Source organism: Tropicimonas omnivorans (assembly GCF_031846565.1).
Taxonomy (GTDB): Bacteria; Pseudomonadota; Alphaproteobacteria; order Rhodobacterales; family Rhodobacteraceae; genus Tropicimonas_B; species Tropicimonas_B omnivorans.
On record NZ_JAVRHL010000003.1, the window covers coordinates 690645 to 707566 of the forward strand.

Here is a 16922-nt window from a genome sequence, read left to right on the forward strand (position 1 = left end):
CACGCTCATGCGCAAAGGGACACGGACATGTGACGGCGCGGAACCGGCCCGGGGCCTCACAGATCTGCGGTGAACTCCTCCGAGAGGTGGGCAAGGACGGCACGCAAGGCCCCGGGCGTGTCAGCGCCCTCGGAGAGGGCCTTCGCGAAGACCGCGCGCTGGCGATCCGCGCCGTTGCCACGGGCCGAGATATCGAGAAGACCGTGCACCTCCTCGGTGCAGCCCAGTGCCTCGGCATCTTCCGCCACCAGTTCGACCAGTTCCGCCGCAAGGTCAGCGAACGGCACGATTTCCCCCCGCCCGTAGTCGATCAGCCCGCCGGACATCCCGTAGCGCGCCGCGCGCCACCGGTTTTCCGACAGAAGGACCGACTCGTAGATCCGCCAGCGCTGGTTCATTGCCGAGAGACGCCAGAGCATCCGGGCAAGACAGCGGAGGAGCGCCGCCAGTGTGACGGTATCGCTCAGGCGGGCGGGGATGTCGCAGATGCGGGTCTCGAGGGTGGGAAAGCCGGCCGAGGGACGCATGTCCCACCAGATGCGGGAGCCATCCTCGATCAGGCCGAGCTCGGTCAGAAGCCCGGTGATCCGGGAGAACTCGCTCCACGAGGCGAGCCGCGGCGGCAGGCCCGTCCGGGGCATGTTGTCGAACACGGTCAGCCGGTAGGAGGCCATGCCGGTGTCCTGTCCCTTCCAGAACGGCGAGGAGGCGGACATCGCGAGAAGATGCGGCAGGAAATAGGACAGCTGGTTCATGAGGTCGATCCGCATGTCCCTGTCCGGAATCCCGATATGGACGTGCATTCCGGAGATCAGCATCCGGCGCGCGGCGGCGGAATAGTCTTTTTCGAGGGCGGCGTAGCGTTCCTTCTCCGTCCGGGTCTGCGCCGTCCAGTCCGCCAGCGGGTGGGAGGAGGCGGCGACCGGGACGAGGCCATGCGCGCGGGCGCAGTCCGACACCCCGGATCGCAGGCGCGCAAGGTCGTCCCGCGCTTCCTGCACGGTCCGGCAGACGCGGGTGCCAACCTCGATCTGGCAGCGCAGGAATTCCCGGGTGACCTGTTGGCCGAGGGCGGCTTCGCAATCGGCGACGAGGTCGTCCGGGGCATCGACGAGATCGTATGTCTCGGGGTCGAGCAGGAGGTACTCCTCCTCGATGCCGATCGTGAGGTCGGGTTCGGCGGCCATCGGCTTCTCCTCCGCAAGGCGCATCCGCAAAGCGTCGCAGGGGCGAGCAAACCGCGCAAGGCCCGCTGGACAGGCGCCTCCCTTCGCGGCAGGCAGGGAGGATGAGCCGCATCGTCATCGCCGTGATCACCCGCGCCCGGTCCGAGGCGCTCCGCCGGAGCCTCTCCGCCCTCGCCGCACAGAACGTGCCGGAGGGCGCCGAGCTGACGCTTCTCGTGGTGGAGAATGGCGACGACGGGCTGGCGGCGGGCATCGCGGCCGAGGTCGCGCCGGAGGCGCGCGTGGTGGTCGAGCCGAGGCTTGGGATTCCCCATGCGCGCAACCGGGCGGTGGAGGAAGCGCTGTCGCTCGGCGCACAGTGGCTGGCTTTCGTGGACGATGACGAGGTGGCGCCGCCGGGCTGGATCTCGGCGCTGCGGGACGGCGCGGTCGCAGGCGGCCATGATCTGGCCGGCGGACCCGTGCGCCCCGTTCCGGGGGCGGATGCAGGACCGCGCGAGGCCGAGGTGGCCGCGTGGCTGGCGCGGCGGGCCGCCGTTCGGGATGCGCGGCGGGCGTCGGGGACCGGGCGTCTGGACCTGCCGACCAACAACTGGATCGTGCGCCTCGCGGCCCTGGAGCGCGCCGGTCTGCGGTTCGATGACAAGCTCCTGATGACGGGAGGCTCCGATACGGACCTGTCGCGGCGCGCGCAGGCCGCAGGGCTCAAGCTTGGATGGGTGCCCGCCGCGGAGTTGACGGACGAATGGCCGGCCTCGCGTCTCCGGGCCGGCTACATCTTCCGGCGTGCCCGGTCGCAGACCCTCGCCAAGGCAGCCCTGTCCCCGCGCAGGCGGAGCGCGCATCTGATGGCTGCGTTTCTCAGGGGGGCGGGAGGCGGCCTTCGGGTCCTTCTGTGGCCCCTGGCGAGGGGCCCGGCGCTCGACGGCGTCAGAAGCCTCGGGATCGCGGCAGGTCATGCGTCGGCGGCGTTCGGCGCCGAAAGCAGGCTCTACGAGACGACGGACGGACGCTAGGCGCCGAGCCCCGCCGTTCCCGTGGCAGCCCGCGGCAGGGTGGGGCCCCGCCGCGGGCGATGGGTCAGTCGGAGACGGTCACGCTTTCCATCCGGTCGGGGTCCGACACGGCGCCATTGCCGCCGGAGCCTCTGCGGATCGCGTCGACCACATCCATGCCCTCGATGACCTGGCCGACGACCGTGTACTGACCGTCGAGATGGCCCGCGGGGGCAAACATGATGAAGAACTGGCTGTTCGCCGAATCCGGGCTGGCCGACCGGGCCATGCCGACGGTGCCGCGCTCGAACGGCCGGTCCGAGAACTCGGCCGGAAGATCGGGCAGATCGGAGCCGCCGGTGCCGGCGCGGCCCGCTGGCGCATCCGGCCCGCCGAACTCGACATCGCCGGTCTGCGCCATGAAGCCGTCGATCACCCGGTGAAAGGCGATCCCGTCATAGGAACCGTCCTCGGCGAGGGTCGTGATCCGCTCGACATGCTGCGGCGCGACGTCCTCGAAGAGGTCGATCACCACGGTGCCCTGCGTCTCGCCCGCGACATCGATGACGAGGTTCGGGCCGGGGCCGTCCTCCTGGGCGAGAGCCGGCGCGGCGGCGAGCGCCAGGGTCAGTGCAAGAGCCTTACGCATCGGCGGCCACCTTCACGCTGATCATCCGGTCGGGGCTTGCGGGCGGCTCGCCGCGGGCGATCTTGTCCACATGCTCCATCCCCTCGATGACCCGGCCGTACACGGTGTACTGGCCGTTGAGGAAATGGTTGTCGCCGAAGTTGATGAAGAACTGGCTGTTGGCGCTGTCCGGGTTGGCCGAGCGCGCGGCGCCGAGCGTGCCGCGATCATGCGGCAGCTTGGAGAACTCCGCCGGCAGGTCCGGCTGGTCGGAGCCGCCGGTGCCGGCGCGGCGCAGATCGCCATCGGTGTGGCCGTGCTTCACGTCGCCGGTCTGGGCCATGAAGCCTTCGATGACGCGGTGGAAGACGACGCCGTCATAGGCGCCGGCGCGGGCCAGCTTCTTCATGCGCTCGGAATGCTTGGGCGCCACGTCCGGCATCAGCTCGATGACGACGGGGCCGTCTTTCAGCTCGATGATGACGGTGTTCTCGGGATCCTTGATGTCGGCCATGAGGCCCTCCTTTTAAGCTCTTGGGCCGGACCCTAACGGTGCTGGCGGTGCGGCGAAAGGGCGGGGCGGGGCAGGGTGGCCGCAAATCGCCGTGTGAACCTCGAACCGACTGCGGTAGAAGGAGGGCGACCGACAGAAGATGGAGAACGTGCCGGAATGGCCTGGAAGACGATCGACGACATGGATCTCGGCGGCAAGCGCGTCCTGATCCGGGTGGACATCAACGTACCCGTCGAGGACGGCCGCGTCACGGACGCGACCCGCATCGAGCGCATCGTGCCCACGATCAGGGACGTGATGGACAAGGGCGGCAAACCGATCCTCCTGGCGCATTTCGGCCGCCCCAAGGGCCGCGAGGTGCCGGAGATGTCGCTGGCGCAGATCGTGCCGGCGCTGGAAGAGAAGATCGGCGCCACCGTCCGCTTTGCCGCTAGCGGCTTCGCGGAGGCGGTGAGCGCCCTCGCGGCGGGCGAGGTACTGCTCCTAGAGAATGTCCGTTTCCATCCCGGTGAGGAGAAGAACGACAAGGGCTTCGCAAGCGAGCTGGCCGAACTCGGCGACGTCTTCATCAACGATGCCTTCTCCGCCGCTCACCGGGCCCATGCCTCAACCGAGGCCATCGCGCACCTGATGCCGTCTGCCGCCGGCCGCCTCATGGAAGCCGAGCTGAAGGCACTCGAGGCCGCCCTCGGCGATCCGAAACGGCCCGTCGCCGCGCTCGTCGGCGGCGCCAAGGTCTCGACCAAGCTCGACCTTCTGGAGAACCTCGTGTCCCGCGTCGATCACCTGGTCATCGGCGGCGGCATGGCGAACACCTTCCTCGTCGCGCAAGGCATCGAGGTCGGTGCCTCGCTCGCCGAGCGGGACATGGCCGAGACCGCCCGGCGGATCGTCGCCAAGGCCGAAAGCGCCGGCTGCACGATCCACCTTCCCGTCGACATCGTCATCGCGCAGGAGTTCAAGGCCGGTGCCGAGAGCCGCAGCGTGGACGTCGCCGACTGCCCCGAGGGCTGGATGATCCTCGATGCCGGAGAGCAGACGGTGGAGCGTCTCGTGGAGCTCTTCGGCGATTGCGCCACCCTGATCTGGAACGGTCCTTTGGGCGCGTTCGAGATCGAGCCGTTCGACAGGGCCACGAACGCGGCCGCCCGCGCCGTCGCCGACCGCTCGCGGGAGGGCAAGCTGACCTCGGTCGCGGGCGGTGGCGACACGGTCGCGGCGCTCAACAAGGCCGGCGTGGCGGAGGACTTCACGTACGTGTCCACCGCCGGCGGCGCGTTCCTGGAATGGATGGAAGGCAAGACCTTGCCGGGGGTCGCCGCGCTCGGGGGCTGAGGCGTCCAAATTCCTTATATGGCGGTCGTTTGCGCTAGCAGGGTTGTCTCGGGTTTGAGGCAACCCTACCCCTTGTCGCAGAGACAGAAGACACCCCGGAGGACCCCCATGAAAGCCACCCAGACCGTGCGCCGCATCCTGGCGAACTACGAAGGCGAGACGCCCGGCGTCAAAGCCCGCCTCTGCCAGATGCTGATGAACGGGCGCCTCGGCGGAACGGGAAAGATGGTGATCCTCCCCGTCGACCAGGGCTTCGAGCACGGGCCGGCAAGGTCCTTCGCGCCGAACCCGGCCGGTTACGACCCGCACTATCACTACAAACTCGCGATCGATGCCGGCCTCAACGCCTACGCGGCGCCGCTCGGGATGCTCGAAGCCGGCGCGGATACTTTCGCCGGGCAGATCCCGACCATTCTCAAGGCCAACTCCGCCAACTCGCTGATGTCCTCGACCGCGAGCAAGGACCAGGCCGTCACGGCCAGCGTCGACGACGCGCTCCGCCTCGGCTGCTCCGCCATCGGCTTCACGATCTACCCGGGGTCTGACGCGGCCTTCGGCATGTTCGAGGAGATCGTGGAGATGCGGAAGGAGGCCGCCGCCAAGGGCCTTGCCACCGTGATCTGGTCCTATCCCCGCGGCGAAGCGCTCGACAAGGATGGCGAGACCGCCATCGACATCGCCGCCTACGCCGCCCAGATCGCCGCCCTCGTCGGGGCGCATGTCATCAAGATCAAGCTGTCGACGGACCACCTGTCGCTCAAGGAAGCGAAGGCGGTCTACAAGGATGAGGAGATCGACATCGCAACCCAGGCGGCCCGCGTGAAGCACTGCATGCAGGCGAGCTTCGACGGTCGCCGCATCGTGGTGTTCTCTGGCGGCGCCAAGAAGGGCGCGGACGGCATCTACGACGACGCCCGCGCCATCCGGGACGGCGGCGGCAACGGCTCCATCATCGGGCGCAACACCTTCCAGCGCCCCCGCGAGGAAGCGCTCGAGATGCTCGGCAAGATCGTGGACATCTACAAGGGCAAGGCGTGAACGCCGCCTGACCCATCCGCAGGAAGAGACCGGCCGGAGGGGCCGGTCTTTTTTCTCAGGGCGCGTTCGGGTGAGGGCGATCAGGACCGGCCGGCGGGCGGCTCAGCCCTCGATATCCGCCCAGACCGGGACGTGATCGGAAGGTTTCTCGCGGCCCCGCACGGCGCTGTCGATGCCGGAGCCGATGAGGCGGTCCGCGGCCTGCGGCGTCAGAAGCAGGTGGTCGATGCGGATGCCGTCGTTTCGATCCCAGGACCCACGCTGGTAGTCCCAGAAGGAATAATGCCCGGGCCCGGCATTGCGTGCGCGAAAGGCGTCCGTCAGGCTGAGGTTCACCAACCGGCGGAAGGCGGCGCGGGTCTCGGGCAGGGCCAGCGCGTCGCGGCGCCAGTCGTCGGGCCGTGCGGCATCCTCGTCCTGCGGAATGACGTTGTAATCGCCAGCGATCACCGCCGCCTCCTCGCTCGCCAGAAGCGTCCGCACGCGGGCTTCCAGCCGCTCCATCCAGGCCAGCTTGTAGTCGTATTTCGGACCCGGCGCCGGATTTCCGTTCGGAAGGTAGAGGCCGCAGACCCTGAGCGGTGTATCTCCCCCCACGACCGCCTCGATCCAGCGGGATTGCTCGTCCTCCGGATCGCCGGGGAGACCGCGGGTGACGTCCTCGAGCGGCAGCTTCGACAGGATTGCGACCCCGTTGAAGCCCTTCTGCCCGTGAACCGCGACATTGTAGCCCCGGTCTTCGAAAGCTTCGGACGGAAAGCCCTCGTCCACCGACTTGATCTCCTGGAGGAGAGCAACGTCGGGTTCGGCTTCGTCGAGCCAGTCGGTCAGGGCGCCGATGCGCGCCTTGATGCCGTTGATGTTGAAGGTCGCGATACGCATGACGCCGCTATGCCCGAGCCCGCCTCGCTGGGCAAGCCGCCGCAGGACGCTACTTCACCGTCCATGACGGAGACTGCATACCGCCTGACCTTCACGCATACGCATCTCTATCCCGGCGCCACCGGCACCTTCGACGCGGATCCGCCGGAGAGCGCCGCCATTCTTGCGACGTTCTCGGACGGGGTCACGGTCGGGGGCTGGATCGAGGGCGATGTCCTGACGCTCGACGCGCACCGGACCGCGGCAGGGACGCCGATCGCGGAAAAGAGCTGGAGGGTGGAGCGCGAAGGAACGACCCTGCGCGTGATCCATCGCGCCTGACGCGCTCCCGCCGCCTTCACCTTTCCAGAGCAATACCCCCGCCGGAGGCGGAGGACGCATCGCGAAGCTGCGTCCGGCCCGACGTCAATCGGTGCCGCGGTAGGGCGGGACGTACTGCATCGCCATGTCCCACGGGAAGAAGATCCAGGTGTCCTGGCTGACTTCGGTGATGAAGGTCTGGACCTGCTCGCGCCCCTTCGGCTTGGCATAGACCGTGGCGCAATGGGCGCCCGGATAGAGCTTGCGGACGAGCTCCAGGGTCTTGCCACTGTCGACAAGGTCGTCGACGACGAGAATCCCCGTCCCGTCGCCCATCAGCTCGGCATCGGGGCTCTTCAGCACCCGGGCCTCCCGCTGGGACTGGTGATCGTAGGATTTCACCGAGATCGTATCGACGGTGCGGATGTCCAGCTCCCGCGCGACGATCATCGCCGGGGCCATGCCGCCGCGGGTGATCGCGACGACGGCCCGCCAGTGGCCGTTCTCAGGCCCGTGCCCGTCGAGCCGCCAGGCGAGGGCCCGGGAATCGCGGTGGATCTGGTCCCAGGAGACGTGGAAGCCCTTCTCATGCGGCAGACGGTCCATCCTCGGCGCTCCTCAGCCGTCCTTGGGCAGGGTCGCGCCGCTGCCGGTGGTGTCGATATCGGGCGCGTCCACCGCCTTCATGCCGATCGCGTGGTAGCCGCAATCGACGTGGTGGATCTCACCGGTCACGCCGGAGCCGAGATCGGACAGAAGGTAGAGCGCGGACTTGCCGACATCCGCCTGCGTCACGTTCCGGCGCAGGGGCGAATTCAGCTCGTTCCACTTCAGGATATAGCGGAAATCGCCGATGCCGGAGGCGGCCAGCGTCTTGATCGGGCCGGCCGAAATCGCATTCACGCGAATGTCCTTCCGGCCGAGATCGTCGGCGAGGTAGCGCACCGAGGCCTCGAGCGCGGCCTTGGCAACGCCCATGACGTTGTAGTGCGGCATGACCTTCTCGGCGCCGTAATAGGTCAGCGTCAGGCAGGACCCGCCCGTCGTCATCAGGGCTTCGGCGCGCTTCACGCAGGAGGTGAAGGAATAGACCGAGATGTCCATCGAGTTGCGGAAGTTCTCGCGGGAGGTGTCGACGTAGCGCCCGCGCAGCTCCGACTTGTCGGAAAAGCCGATGGCGTGGACGTAGAAGTCGATCCCGCCCCAGGCCTCTTCGACCTTGGCGAAGGCCGCATCGAGCGAGGCCTCGTCGGACACGTCGCAATCGGCGAGCACGGTGGAGCCGAGCTGCGCGGCGAGCGGCTCGACACGCTTCTTGAAGGCATCGCCCTGGTAGGTGAGCGCGATCTCAGCACCGGCATCGGCGCAGGCCTTCGCGATTCCCCACGCAATGGACTTGTCATTGGCGAGGCCCATGATGAGCCCGCGCTTGCCTTCCATCAGACCTGCCATAAGCTCATCCTTTTGGCTCTGTCGGTACGTCCCGCCCCTTTAGTCGATCCATCTGCCGGGTTTCAAGACTGCGGGTGCTCAGGGCCGGGCTGTTTTGGCAAACGAGCGCGGGCGCGAGGGAGGCTGGCGAAGCGGCGCCCGGCGCATTAGCTGAAGGGCGGAAGAGCTTTCTCCGGGCGAAAGGAATGGTCCCCATGGCGGACAGAAGCGGCAAATTCGCAGGCGACGACCCATTCGCCATCGCGCGGGCCTGGCTGAAGGAGGCGACCGAGAGCGAACCCAACGATCCCAACGCCATCGCGCTCGCCACCACGGATGCGGACGGCATGCCCGATGCGCGCATGGTCCTTCTGAAGGAGATCGAGGGGCAGGGGACGGACGGCGCCTTCGTGTTCTACACCAATTACGGCTCCGCCAAGGCTGAGCAGATCGACGCCACGGGAACCGCCGCATTCGTGATGCACTGGAAGAGCCTGCGCCGCCAGATCCGCGTGCGCGGCCATGTCGAGCGCGAGGATGGTGCGAAGGCGGATGAATATTACGCCAGTCGCTCCCTTCAATCCCGCCTTGGTGCCTGGGCCTCAGAGCAGAGCCAACCGCTCAAGTCCCGGACCGCTCTCATGGCGAAGGTCGCCGAGATCACCGCCTCCAAGGGCACGAATCCCGAGCGGCCGCCGTTCTGGGGCGGGTTCCGGATTAGGCCCGTTCAGATCGAGTTCTGGGCCGACGGCGCCTTCCGGCTGCACGATCGTTTCCGCTGGAGAGTAAACCCTGGGCAGGATGGCGCAGGCTGGGAGGTCATGCGTCTCAATCCGTGACGTCTTGCCCGCTCCATGAGCGATCGTTCGCTGCTTGACGTTAGCGTCCGCTTGCAAGCCCACATTTCGCCACGCAGGTATGCGACAGATATGAACCGCCTGTGTTTCTGGGCTGTTTTTTCTGTTGCCGGTCGTTGGGGCGATGGCGCGAGATTTTCGCGCCCGGATAGGAATGCAAAGGGCACGGACGCATTGATGGGCGAGACGCCGAAAGAGAACTTGGACCGTGACGCGCGGAAGGACGGCGCTGAACTCGAAGGCCGCGTGAAGTGGTTCGACCCCGGGAAGGGGTTTGGCTTCGTCGTCGCCGACGAGGGCGGAGCGGATATCCTGCTTCATGCCAACGTGCTGCGCATGTTCGGCCAGAGCTCCGTCGCGGACAGCAGCCGCGTCGTCATCCGCGTCCAGGAGACCGAGCGCGGCCGCCAGGCCGTCGAGGTTCTGGATATCACCGCCGATCTCGATCCCGAGGTGACCGGCGAGGATCGATCAGGTGCGCCCGTCGAGATCCAGCCGGGGCTTCCCCTCGAGCCGGCGCGTGTGAAATGGTTCGACAAGGCGAAGGGCTTCGGTTTCGCGAACGTCTTCGGCCGCCCGGAGGATGTCTTCATCCACATGGATGTACTGCGCCGGTCCGGCCTTGCCGATCTGCAGCCGGGCGAGGCGGTGGGACTGAGATCCGTCGATGGTCCGCGCGGCAAGATGGCCGTCGAGGTCGCGGCCTGGGAACGGGCCACAAGGGAAGAGCAGCAGGGAGAAGACGAGTGATGCGTGTGTTGGGTCTTGCGGCAGGGTTCGCCGCTCTGCTCGCCGGAGGGGGCGCCGCGTCCGCGCAGGTTGCCTGCAATCCGGCGCAGGTGCAGCTTCGCGGGGATTGGGGACAGGCGCGCTTCCGCGTCGATGTCGCCGACGATCCCGGGGAGCGGGCGAAGGGCCTGATGTTCGTGGAGGAGATGTCCCGCGGCAAGGGCATGCTGTTCATCTACGATGCGCCGCAGCGCGCCTCCTTCTGGATGAAGAACACGCTCATACCTCTCGATATGGTGTTCGTCGGCTCCGATGGCATCGTCACGCGGGTGCACGACAATGCCGTCCCGCATGACGAGACGCCGATCGATGGCGGCGAGGGGGTCTATGCCGTCCTCGAGATCAACGGTGGCCTCGCGGAGGCGCTCGGGATCGACGAAGGGTCCCAGATGCGCCACCCGGCCTTCGGCGACGAGGCCGCGTGGCCGTGCGAGTGACAAGCTCGATCCCGGGGCTTTCCAAGCGCGTCTCCCGGGCTTAGGAAGACCCCCGTCGGGGCGTGGCGCAGCCTGGTAGCGCGGCGGCTTTGGGTGCCGTAGGTCGGAGGTTCGAATCCTCTCGCCCCGACCATCTTTCGAAAGATGTCCCGATCCGCACGCGGCGCCCCCTCATCGGGCGCCGTTTCTCGTTGCGGCGCGTGGATGCCCCGGCGGGGGTATTTTCAGGAAATAGCTGAAAAGGCGGGCGCGAGCAGGATCACGCTTCCGCGCGCGATTCGGACGGTGGCGGGGCGCCCGACGGTGTGGCCCGGCTGCCCCGACTTTTCCACAGGCCCCGGTGCAGAAGTGTGGAGAACACCCCGAAAAAGCACGGCCGTCTAACCGGTTGCGGCGACGGCGCCTGCGCCGGCCCTCACCGTACGATCTGTGGCTGAATCGGGCGGGTCAGGTAAATTCCGGTCAAGTTCAAAAATCTGTTGAAGGCTTCACAAAGCCACGGCACCTTGTGCAAACCGGCTTGGGGCGCACTACATCTGGTGGGTGTTGGCCGCAAACAGCAGAGCCCTTCAAGCGGCGCCGAGACTGCGCCCGGCCGGCACGACGATCCGACGCGCGACAGCGCCGCTCCGACACCGGAGCGGAAGCCGCGCCCCCTCCAAGCCGAGGGCGGTGAGCGGCGGCGACCGCTCTTGCGCGAGACGGATCGGCGCGAACGGGCCGCCTCCGGGTCGGGGGACGGGCACAGGAACGAGGCAGGCAAGGATGGAGACAGGGCAATGAAGATCGAGCGGACATACACGGTGGCGGGCAAGGATGCCTATGACGGCATCGCCTTCACCACGACGGCGAGCGAGATCCGCAATCCCGACGGTACGGTGGTCTTCTCCCTGAAGGGCATCGACGTGCCCGCCTCCTGGAGCCAGGTGGCCGGCGACGTCATCGCCCAGAAGTATTTCCGCAAGGCCGGCGTCGCCGCCGCGCTGAAACCGGTCCGCGAAAAGGACGTGCCGGAATTCCTGTGGCGTCACGTGCCCGACGAGGCAGCCCTCGCAGAGATGCCCGAGGAGGAGCGGTTCGGCGGCGAGACCTCCGCACGGCAGGTGTTCGACCGGCTCGCCGGCGCATGGACCTACTGGGGCTGGAAGGGCGGCTACTTCACCTCCGAAGCCGATGCGCGCGCCTATTTCGACGAGATGCGCCACATGCTCGCGACGCAGCGCGGCGCGCCCAACTCCCCGCAATGGTTCAATACCGGGCTCCACTGGGCTTACGGGATCGACGGTCCGGGGCAGGGACATTTCTATGTCGACTACAAGTCCGGCAAGCTCACCCGCTCCAAGAGCGCCTACGAGCATCCGCAGCCCCATGCCTGCTTCATCCAGTCCGTGAAGGACGACCTCGTGAACGAGGGCGGGATCATGGACCTGTGGGTCCGCGAGGCCCGGCTCTTCAAGTACGGCTCCGGCACCGGCACCAACTTCTCCTCGCTCCGGGGGGAAGGGGAGCGTCTGTCCGGCGGTGGCAAGTCCTCCGGCCTCATGGGCTTCCTGAAGATCGGCGACCGGGCGGCGGGATCGATCAAATCGGGCGGCACCACGCGGCGCGCCGCGAAGATGGTGATCTGCGACGCCGACCACCCCGATATCGAGGACTTCATCAACTGGAAGGTCCGCGAGGAGCAGAAGGTGGCCTCCATCGTCGCCGGCTCGAAGATGCACGAAGCCCGGCTCAACGAGATCTTCGCCGCGATCCGCGAGTTCGACGGCACGGAGGAGGGCGCGACCGATCCGGCCGCGAACGCCGCGCTGAAGACCGCGATCCGCGCCGCCAAGCGCAACGCGATCCCCGAGACCTACATCAACCGCGTGCTGCAATATGCGCGGCAGGGCTACGCGAGCATCGAGTTTCCGACCTATGATACCGACTGGGACAGCGAGGCCTATGCCTCGGTCTCCGGTCAGAACTCCAACAACTCCGTCCGGGTCACCGATGCGTTCCTGAAGGCGGTCCGCGAGGATGCCGACTGGGAGCTCATCCGCCGCACCGACGGCACAGTCGCCAGGACGATCCGGGCGCGGGATCTGTGGGAGCAGATCGGCCATGCCGCATGGGCCTGCGCCGATCCCGGCATCCAGTTTCACGACACCGTCAACGCCTGGCACACCTGCCCCGAGGATGGCGAGATCCGCGGCTCGAACCCGTGCTCTGAATACATGTTCCTCGACGATACGGCCTGCAATCTGGCCTCGATGAACCTGCTGACCTTCCTCGACGGCGGCAGGTTCAAGGCCGAAGATTACATGCATGCCACGCGGCTCTGGACGCTGACGCTCGAGATCAGCGTGATGATGGCGCAGTTCCCTTCGAAGGAGATTGCGCAGCGCTCCTTCGATTTCCGGACGCTCGGCCTCGGCTATGCCAACATCGGCGGGCTCCTGATGAACCTCGGCTACGGCTACGACAGCGACGAGGGCCGGGCGATCTGCGGCGCGCTGACGGCGCTGATGACGGGCGTTTCCTACGCCACGTCCGCGGAGATCGCGGGCGAGCTCGGGCCGTTCCCGGGCCATGCGCGCAACGCCGATCACATGCTCCGGGTGATCCGCAATCACCGCCGCGCGGCGGAAGGCAGGAGCACCGGCTACGAGGGGCTGGAGGTCCTGCCGGTTCCGCTCGATCAGGAAAACTGCCCTCAGCGTGATCTCGTCGGCCTCGCCAGGGAGGCCTGGGTCGAGGCCGAGCGCCTGGGCACTGAACACGGCTTCCGCAACGCGCAGGTCTCCGTCATCGCGCCGACCGGCACGATCGGCCTCGTGATGGATTGCGACACGACGGGGATCGAACCGGACTTCGCGCTCGTGAAGTTCAAGAAGCTCGCCGGCGGCGGATACTTCAAGATCATCAACCGGTCGGTCCCGGCCGCGCTGAAGCATCTGAACTATTCCGAAAGCCAGATCGGCGAGATCGTCGCCTACGCGGTGGGCCATGGCTCACTCGGCAACGCGCCCGGCATCAATCACACCGCGCTTCTCGGGCATGGCTTCGGCAAGGCGGAACTGGCGAAGATCGAGGCGGCGCTTCCGTCCGCCTTCGACATCCGCTTCGTCTTCAACCAGTGGACCCTCGGCGCAGAGTTCTGCACCGATGTTCTCGGCATACCGGCGGGCAAGCTTTCCGATCCGTCCTTCGATCTTCTGCGGCATCTCGGGTTCACGAAGGCGCAGGTCGAGGCGGCGAACGACCACGTCTGCGGAACGATGACGCTGGAAGGCGCGCCCCACCTCGACCCTGCGCATTACCACATCTTCGATTGCGCCAATGCCTGCGGCAAGAAAGGCCGTCGGTATCTCTCCGTCGACAGCCACATCCACATGATGGCGGCGGCGCAGTCCTTCATCTCGGGCGCGATCTCCAAGACGATCAACATGCCCAACGATGCGACGATCGAGGATTGCCAGGCGGCCTACGAGCTGTCGTGGTCCCTCGGCACCAAGGCCAATGCGCTCTACCGCGACGGCTCCAAGCTGTCGCAGCCGCTGGCCTCCGCGCTCGTGGAGGATGACGACGAGGCGGCCGAGGTTCTGGAGACGGGCACGCCGGCGCAGAAGGCGCAGGTGCTGGCCGAGAAGGTGATCGAGAAGGTCGTCGTCAAGGAAATCGTCCGCTCCCACCGGGAGAAGATGCCCGAGCGCCGCAAGGGGTACACGCAGAAGGCCATCGTCGGCGGTCACAAGGTCTATCTCCGGACCGGCGAATACGGTGACGGCTCGCTCGGCGAAATCTTCATCGACATGCACAAGGAAGGCGCCGGGTTCCGGGCGATGATGAACAACTTCGCCATCGCGGTCTCCGTCGGTCTGCAATACGGCGTGCCGCTGGAGGAGTTCGTGGATGCGTTCACCTTCACCAAGTTCGAGCCGGCCGGCATGGTGCAGGGCAACGAGACGATCAAGAACGCGACCTCGATCCTCGACTACATCTTTCGCGAGCTGGCCGTCTCCTATCTCGACCGGACCGATCTGGCGCATGTCGCACCGCAGGGCGCGACGTTCGACGATATCGGCCGCGGCGAGGAGGAGGGGAAGCCGGGCAGGTCCAGCCCCTCGGAGAATGCCGCGTCCAAGTCCCTCGAAGTCCTCAAGCAGATCAGCTCCACCGGCTACCTGCGTAAGCGCCTTCCGCAGGACCTGATGGTGTTGCAGGGCGGGGCGGCGGCGGCCGCCCTCGCCACCGGGCTCGATATCGAGGGCGCGCTGGAGCCTGGCGCGGCGACGCCACAGCCGGCGCCCATCGACGCCAGCGCGAAGGCGCGGATGCAGGGTTACGAGGGCGAAGCCTGCGGCGAGTGCGGAAACTACACGCTTGTCCGCAACGGCACCTGCATGAAGTGCAACACCTGCGGCGGCACGTCCGGCTGCAGCTGAGCCGATCCGGCGGGCAGACGGCCACCGGGGGGGGGGGCGGGTACGCCCGCTCCCCGGCGGGCGGGCGGCGGGCGCGCGTCATGATGGTCAGACGTGTCCATCTTCGTCATGAATCACCATGTCGGGCGGACCCGAATCGCATCGCCGCGCATTGATATCTGTCGTGAGACAAATTCTTTTGTTGGAGCCTTTCCATGGAAGCTCGACTGATTGCCGCGCTGATCATGACCCCATTCGCGCTGGCCTTCATCTATGCCGGCATACATGAATTCATGCGCTACAAGTCCGAGGGCGGAACGACCTACGGGCTCGTCTACAACGACGAGACCGGGACGACGCACGTCACCGGGATCCCCGACGAGGCCGAGGCCTACGATCCAGACGATTACGACCCCAATAGCTACAACGATCCCGAAATCAGCTCCAGGACCGACGACGAGGAGCCGGACGCCGTCGACGAGGACGGCAACCTCATCGAGGTGGTGGAGATCGTCGAAAACGACCCCGAGGATCACGCGACCGCCGAGACCGCCGAGACCGAGACCAAGGACGAAGACAAGGACGGTGACGAGGTTCGCCGGTCCTGACGGCAGGTCCCCCGGGGCCGCCGCTCGCCCAGGGGCAGGCAACCCGGGCCCGTTCCGGTGGGCCGTCATCCTCTGTCACATATCTCCGGTACGATGTGCCGGATGAGTGAGACCAGCGGAAAACATGTGCATCCGGATCTGCGCGAGGCGTTTGCCGTCTGGGCCCGGATCGGCCTTCTGAGTTTCGGCGGGCCGGCGGGGCAGATCGCGCTCATGCACAGGATCGTCGTCGAGGAGAAGCGCTGGATCGGCGATGCGAGGTTTCTGCACGCCCTCAATTACTGCATGCTTCTGCCCGGCCCCGAGGCGCAGCAGCTTGCGACCTATATCGGATGGCTCGTTCACGGCGTTCGCGGCGGGGTGATCGCCGGCATCCTCTTCATCCTGCCGGGACTGATCACGGTAACGGGCCTGAGCATGATCTACGCCACGCTTGGCAACGTGGGGGTGGTCGAGGGTCTGTTCTTCGGGCTGAAGGCCGCCGTTCTCGCGATCGTCGTGCAGGCCGTATTGCGGATCGGGACGCGCGTTCTGGTTGGCGGCTGGACGACGGCCCTCGCACTCCTCGCCTTTCTCGCCATCTTCGTCTTCGGCATTCCGTTCCCGCTCGTCATCGCCGCGGCCGCCGTCATCGGACTGATCGCTGGCCGGCGCACTCCCGCGGCGTCCACCAAGGGAGTGGCAGGGCAAGCGGGATCCCGGACGGTGAGGGATGAGGAGACGCTTCTGGGGGCAGGGGCCGTCGCACCGGACCGGACCGGGCCGCTTCGAGGCGCCGCGATCTGTCTTGCGCTCTGGCTCCTGCCGGTGGCTGCGCTTTACGGGCTCTTCGGGGCAGACGATGTCTTCGCGCGGATCGCCGGGTTCTTCAGCACGATGGCGGTCGTGACCTTCGGCGGGGCCTATGCCGCGCTTGCCTATGTCGCGCAGGAGGCTGTGGAGGGGTTCGGCTGGCTGCAACCGGGGGAGATGCTGGACGGGCTCGGCCTTGCCGAGACGACGCCGGGACCGCTGATCCTCTTCACCCAGTTCGTCGGTTTCATGGGGGCGTATCGCGATCCCGGGACATTGCCTCCGCTCGTTGCCGGCACGCTCGGCGGCCTCCTGACCTCCTGGGTGACGTTTGCGCCCTGCTTCGCTTGGATCTTCCTTGGCGCGCCCTTCATCGAACGGCTCCGGCAGAACGCCGCCCTGACCTCGGCGCTCACCGGGATCACCGCCGCCGTCGTGGGCGTCATGGCCAACCTGGCGGTCTGGTTCGGGCTGCATGTGCTCTTCGGCGAGGTTCGAGCTGTCCGGGCCGGTGGGCTCGAGCTCGACTGGCCCGTGTGGACCACGCTCGATCCCGCCTCCGCGCTCCTCGTCGCGGCGGCGCTTGTCGCGGCGCTGCGCTTCAAGCTCGGCATCCTGCCGCTCCTGGGCGGCGCGGCCGGGGCCGGGCTGCTGCTCTGGGGAGCGGGGCTGACGGCTGCCTGATCCCGGCTAGCGTCTTGCAGCCCGGGCGCGTTCCATGCC

The 16922-nt window shown here is 67.2% G+C and carries 16 protein-coding genes and 1 tRNA gene; 11 read left to right on the top strand and 6 right to left on the bottom strand.

Annotated elements, in window-relative coordinates; genetic code table 11:
* Positions 1–56: 56 nt before the first annotated feature.
* Complete coding sequence (locus RM543_RS13875; protein ID WP_311692638.1) at positions 57–1187, bottom strand: carboxylate-amine ligase; 1131 nt, start codon at positions 1185–1187, stop codon at positions 57–59.
* Between the two features lie 101 nt (positions 1188–1288).
* Between RM543_RS13875 and RM543_RS13880 the strand changes: the two genes are divergently transcribed.
* On the top strand, positions 1289–2203 hold the full coding sequence (locus RM543_RS13880) for a glycosyltransferase family 2 protein (RefSeq protein WP_311692640.1): 915 nt from the start codon (positions 1289–1291) through the stop codon (positions 2201–2203).
* A gap of 64 nt (positions 2204–2267) precedes the next feature.
* Here RM543_RS13880 and RM543_RS13885 read toward each other — a convergent pair whose 3' ends face one another.
* Both RM543_RS13885 and RM543_RS13890 read right to left on the bottom strand, forming a co-directional pair.
* Positions 2268–2831, bottom strand: a complete 564-nt coding sequence (locus tag RM543_RS13885) for a peptidylprolyl isomerase (protein ID WP_311692642.1) — start codon at positions 2829–2831, stop codon at positions 2268–2270.
* Complete coding sequence (locus RM543_RS13890; RefSeq protein ID WP_311692644.1) at positions 2824–3324, bottom strand: peptidylprolyl isomerase; 501 nt, start codon at positions 3322–3324, stop codon at positions 2824–2826. The genes RM543_RS13885 and RM543_RS13890 overlap by 8 nt, the downstream gene beginning before the upstream one ends.
* Positions 3325–3480: 156 nt before the next feature.
* Between RM543_RS13890 and RM543_RS13895 the strand changes: the two genes are divergently transcribed.
* Together RM543_RS13895 and RM543_RS13900 are read left to right on the top strand one after the other, a co-directional pair.
* Complete coding sequence (locus RM543_RS13895) at positions 3481–4659, top strand: phosphoglycerate kinase (protein ID WP_311692646.1); 1179 nt, start codon at positions 3481–3483, stop codon at positions 4657–4659.
* Between the two features lie 108 nt (positions 4660–4767).
* Positions 4768–5697: a class I fructose-bisphosphate aldolase gene (locus tag RM543_RS13900; RefSeq protein ID WP_311692648.1), complete on the top strand. Its 930-nt coding sequence runs from the start codon at positions 4768–4770 to the stop codon at positions 5695–5697.
* Between the two features lie 102 nt (positions 5698–5799).
* Here RM543_RS13900 and xth read toward each other — a convergent pair whose 3' ends face one another.
* Positions 5800–6579 carry an exodeoxyribonuclease III gene (gene xth / locus RM543_RS13905; RefSeq protein WP_311692650.1) on the bottom strand — a complete coding sequence of 260 codons (780 nt, stop codon included), beginning with the start codon at positions 6577–6579 and terminating at the stop codon, positions 5800–5802.
* A gap of 9 nt (positions 6580–6588) precedes the next feature.
* On the opposite strand from xth, the gene RM543_RS13910 reads away from it, so the two are divergent.
* Entirely contained in the window at positions 6589–6900 is a 312-nt protein-coding gene (locus RM543_RS13910; protein WP_311692651.1) for a hypothetical protein, read from the top strand.
* Between the two features lie 84 nt (positions 6901–6984).
* On the opposite strand, the gene gpt is transcribed toward RM543_RS13910, so the two are convergent.
* Positions 6985–7485, bottom strand: a complete 501-nt coding sequence (gene gpt / locus RM543_RS13915) for a xanthine phosphoribosyltransferase (RefSeq protein WP_311692653.1) — start codon at positions 7483–7485, stop codon at positions 6985–6987.
* 12 nt (positions 7486–7497) lie between these two features.
* Positions 7498–8331: an enoyl-ACP reductase FabI gene (gene fabI, locus RM543_RS13920; protein ID WP_311692655.1), complete on the bottom strand. Its 834-nt coding sequence runs from the start codon at positions 8329–8331 to the stop codon at positions 7498–7500.
* Between the two features lie 194 nt (positions 8332–8525).
* On the opposite strand from fabI, the gene pdxH reads away from it, so the two are divergent.
* The 7 genes from pdxH to chrA all read left to right on the top strand — a co-directional run bounded on the left by pdxH (position 8526) and on the right by chrA (position 16883).
* Entirely contained in the window at positions 8526–9149 is a 624-nt protein-coding gene (gene pdxH, locus RM543_RS13925) for a pyridoxamine 5'-phosphate oxidase (RefSeq protein WP_311692657.1), read from the top strand.
* A 195-nt stretch (positions 9150–9344) separates the two neighbouring features.
* Positions 9345–9917: a cold-shock protein gene (locus RM543_RS13930; RefSeq protein WP_311692659.1), complete on the top strand. Its 573-nt coding sequence runs from the start codon at positions 9345–9347 to the stop codon at positions 9915–9917.
* Positions 9917–10393, top strand: a complete 477-nt coding sequence (locus RM543_RS13935) for a DUF192 domain-containing protein (protein WP_311692661.1) — start codon at positions 9917–9919, stop codon at positions 10391–10393. The genes RM543_RS13930 and RM543_RS13935 overlap by 1 nt, the downstream gene beginning before the upstream one ends.
* A gap of 56 nt (positions 10394–10449) precedes the next feature.
* Positions 10450–10526, top strand: a tRNA-Pro gene (locus RM543_RS13940).
* Positions 10527–11172: 646 nt separating this feature from the next.
* Positions 11173–14820, top strand: a complete 3648-nt coding sequence (locus RM543_RS13945) for a vitamin B12-dependent ribonucleotide reductase (RefSeq protein WP_311692663.1) — start codon at positions 11173–11175, stop codon at positions 14818–14820.
* Between the two features lie 194 nt (positions 14821–15014).
* On the top strand, positions 15015–15407 hold the full coding sequence (locus tag RM543_RS13950) for a hypothetical protein (protein WP_311692665.1): 393 nt from the start codon (positions 15015–15017) through the stop codon (positions 15405–15407).
* A 102-nt stretch (positions 15408–15509) separates the two neighbouring features.
* Entirely contained in the window at positions 15510–16883 is a 1374-nt protein-coding gene (gene chrA, locus RM543_RS13955; RefSeq protein WP_311692667.1) for a chromate efflux transporter, read from the top strand.
* Positions 16884–16922 lie beyond the last annotated feature (39 nt).

Bases quoted from the DNA above. Each gene is read 5' to 3' on its own strand.
- fabI (WP_311692655.1), bottom strand. From the start codon at position 8,331: ATGGCAGGTCTGATGGAAGGCAAGCGCGGGCTCATCATGGGCCTCGCC.
- RM543_RS13890 (WP_311692644.1), bottom strand. From the start codon at position 3,324: ATGGCCGACATCAAGGATCCCGAGAACACCGTCATCATCGAGCTGAAA.
- RM543_RS13900 (WP_311692648.1), top strand. From the start codon at position 4,768: ATGAAAGCCACCCAGACCGTGCGCCGCATCCTGGCGAACTACGAAGGC.
- RM543_RS13885 (WP_311692642.1), bottom strand. From the start codon at position 2,831: ATGCGTAAGGCTCTTGCACTGACCCTGGCGCTCGCCGCCGCGCCGGCT.
- RM543_RS13875 (WP_311692638.1), bottom strand. From the start codon at position 1,187: ATGGCCGCCGAACCCGACCTCACGATCGGCATCGAGGAGGAGTACCTC.
- chrA (WP_311692667.1), top strand. From the start codon at position 15,510: ATGAGTGAGACCAGCGGAAAACATGTGCATCCGGATCTGCGCGAGGCG.
- xth (WP_311692650.1), bottom strand. From the start codon at position 6,579: ATGCGTATCGCGACCTTCAACATCAACGGCATCAAGGCGCGCATCGGC.
- RM543_RS13910 (WP_311692651.1), top strand. From the start codon at position 6,589: ATGCCCGAGCCCGCCTCGCTGGGCAAGCCGCCGCAGGACGCTACTTCA.
- RM543_RS13935 (WP_311692661.1), top strand. From the start codon at position 9,917: ATGCGTGTGTTGGGTCTTGCGGCAGGGTTCGCCGCTCTGCTCGCCGGA.
- gpt (WP_311692653.1), bottom strand. From the start codon at position 7,485: ATGGACCGTCTGCCGCATGAGAAGGGCTTCCACGTCTCCTGGGACCAG.
- RM543_RS13945 (WP_311692663.1), top strand. From the start codon at position 11,173: ATGAAGATCGAGCGGACATACACGGTGGCGGGCAAGGATGCCTATGAC.
- RM543_RS13895 (WP_311692646.1), top strand. From the start codon at position 3,481: ATGGCCTGGAAGACGATCGACGACATGGATCTCGGCGGCAAGCGCGTC.
- RM543_RS13950 (WP_311692665.1), top strand. From the start codon at position 15,015: ATGGAAGCTCGACTGATTGCCGCGCTGATCATGACCCCATTCGCGCTG.
- pdxH (WP_311692657.1), top strand. From the start codon at position 8,526: ATGGCGGACAGAAGCGGCAAATTCGCAGGCGACGACCCATTCGCCATC.
- RM543_RS13930 (WP_311692659.1), top strand. From the start codon at position 9,345: ATGGGCGAGACGCCGAAAGAGAACTTGGACCGTGACGCGCGGAAGGAC.
- RM543_RS13880 (WP_311692640.1), top strand. From the start codon at position 1,289: ATGAGCCGCATCGTCATCGCCGTGATCACCCGCGCCCGGTCCGAGGCG.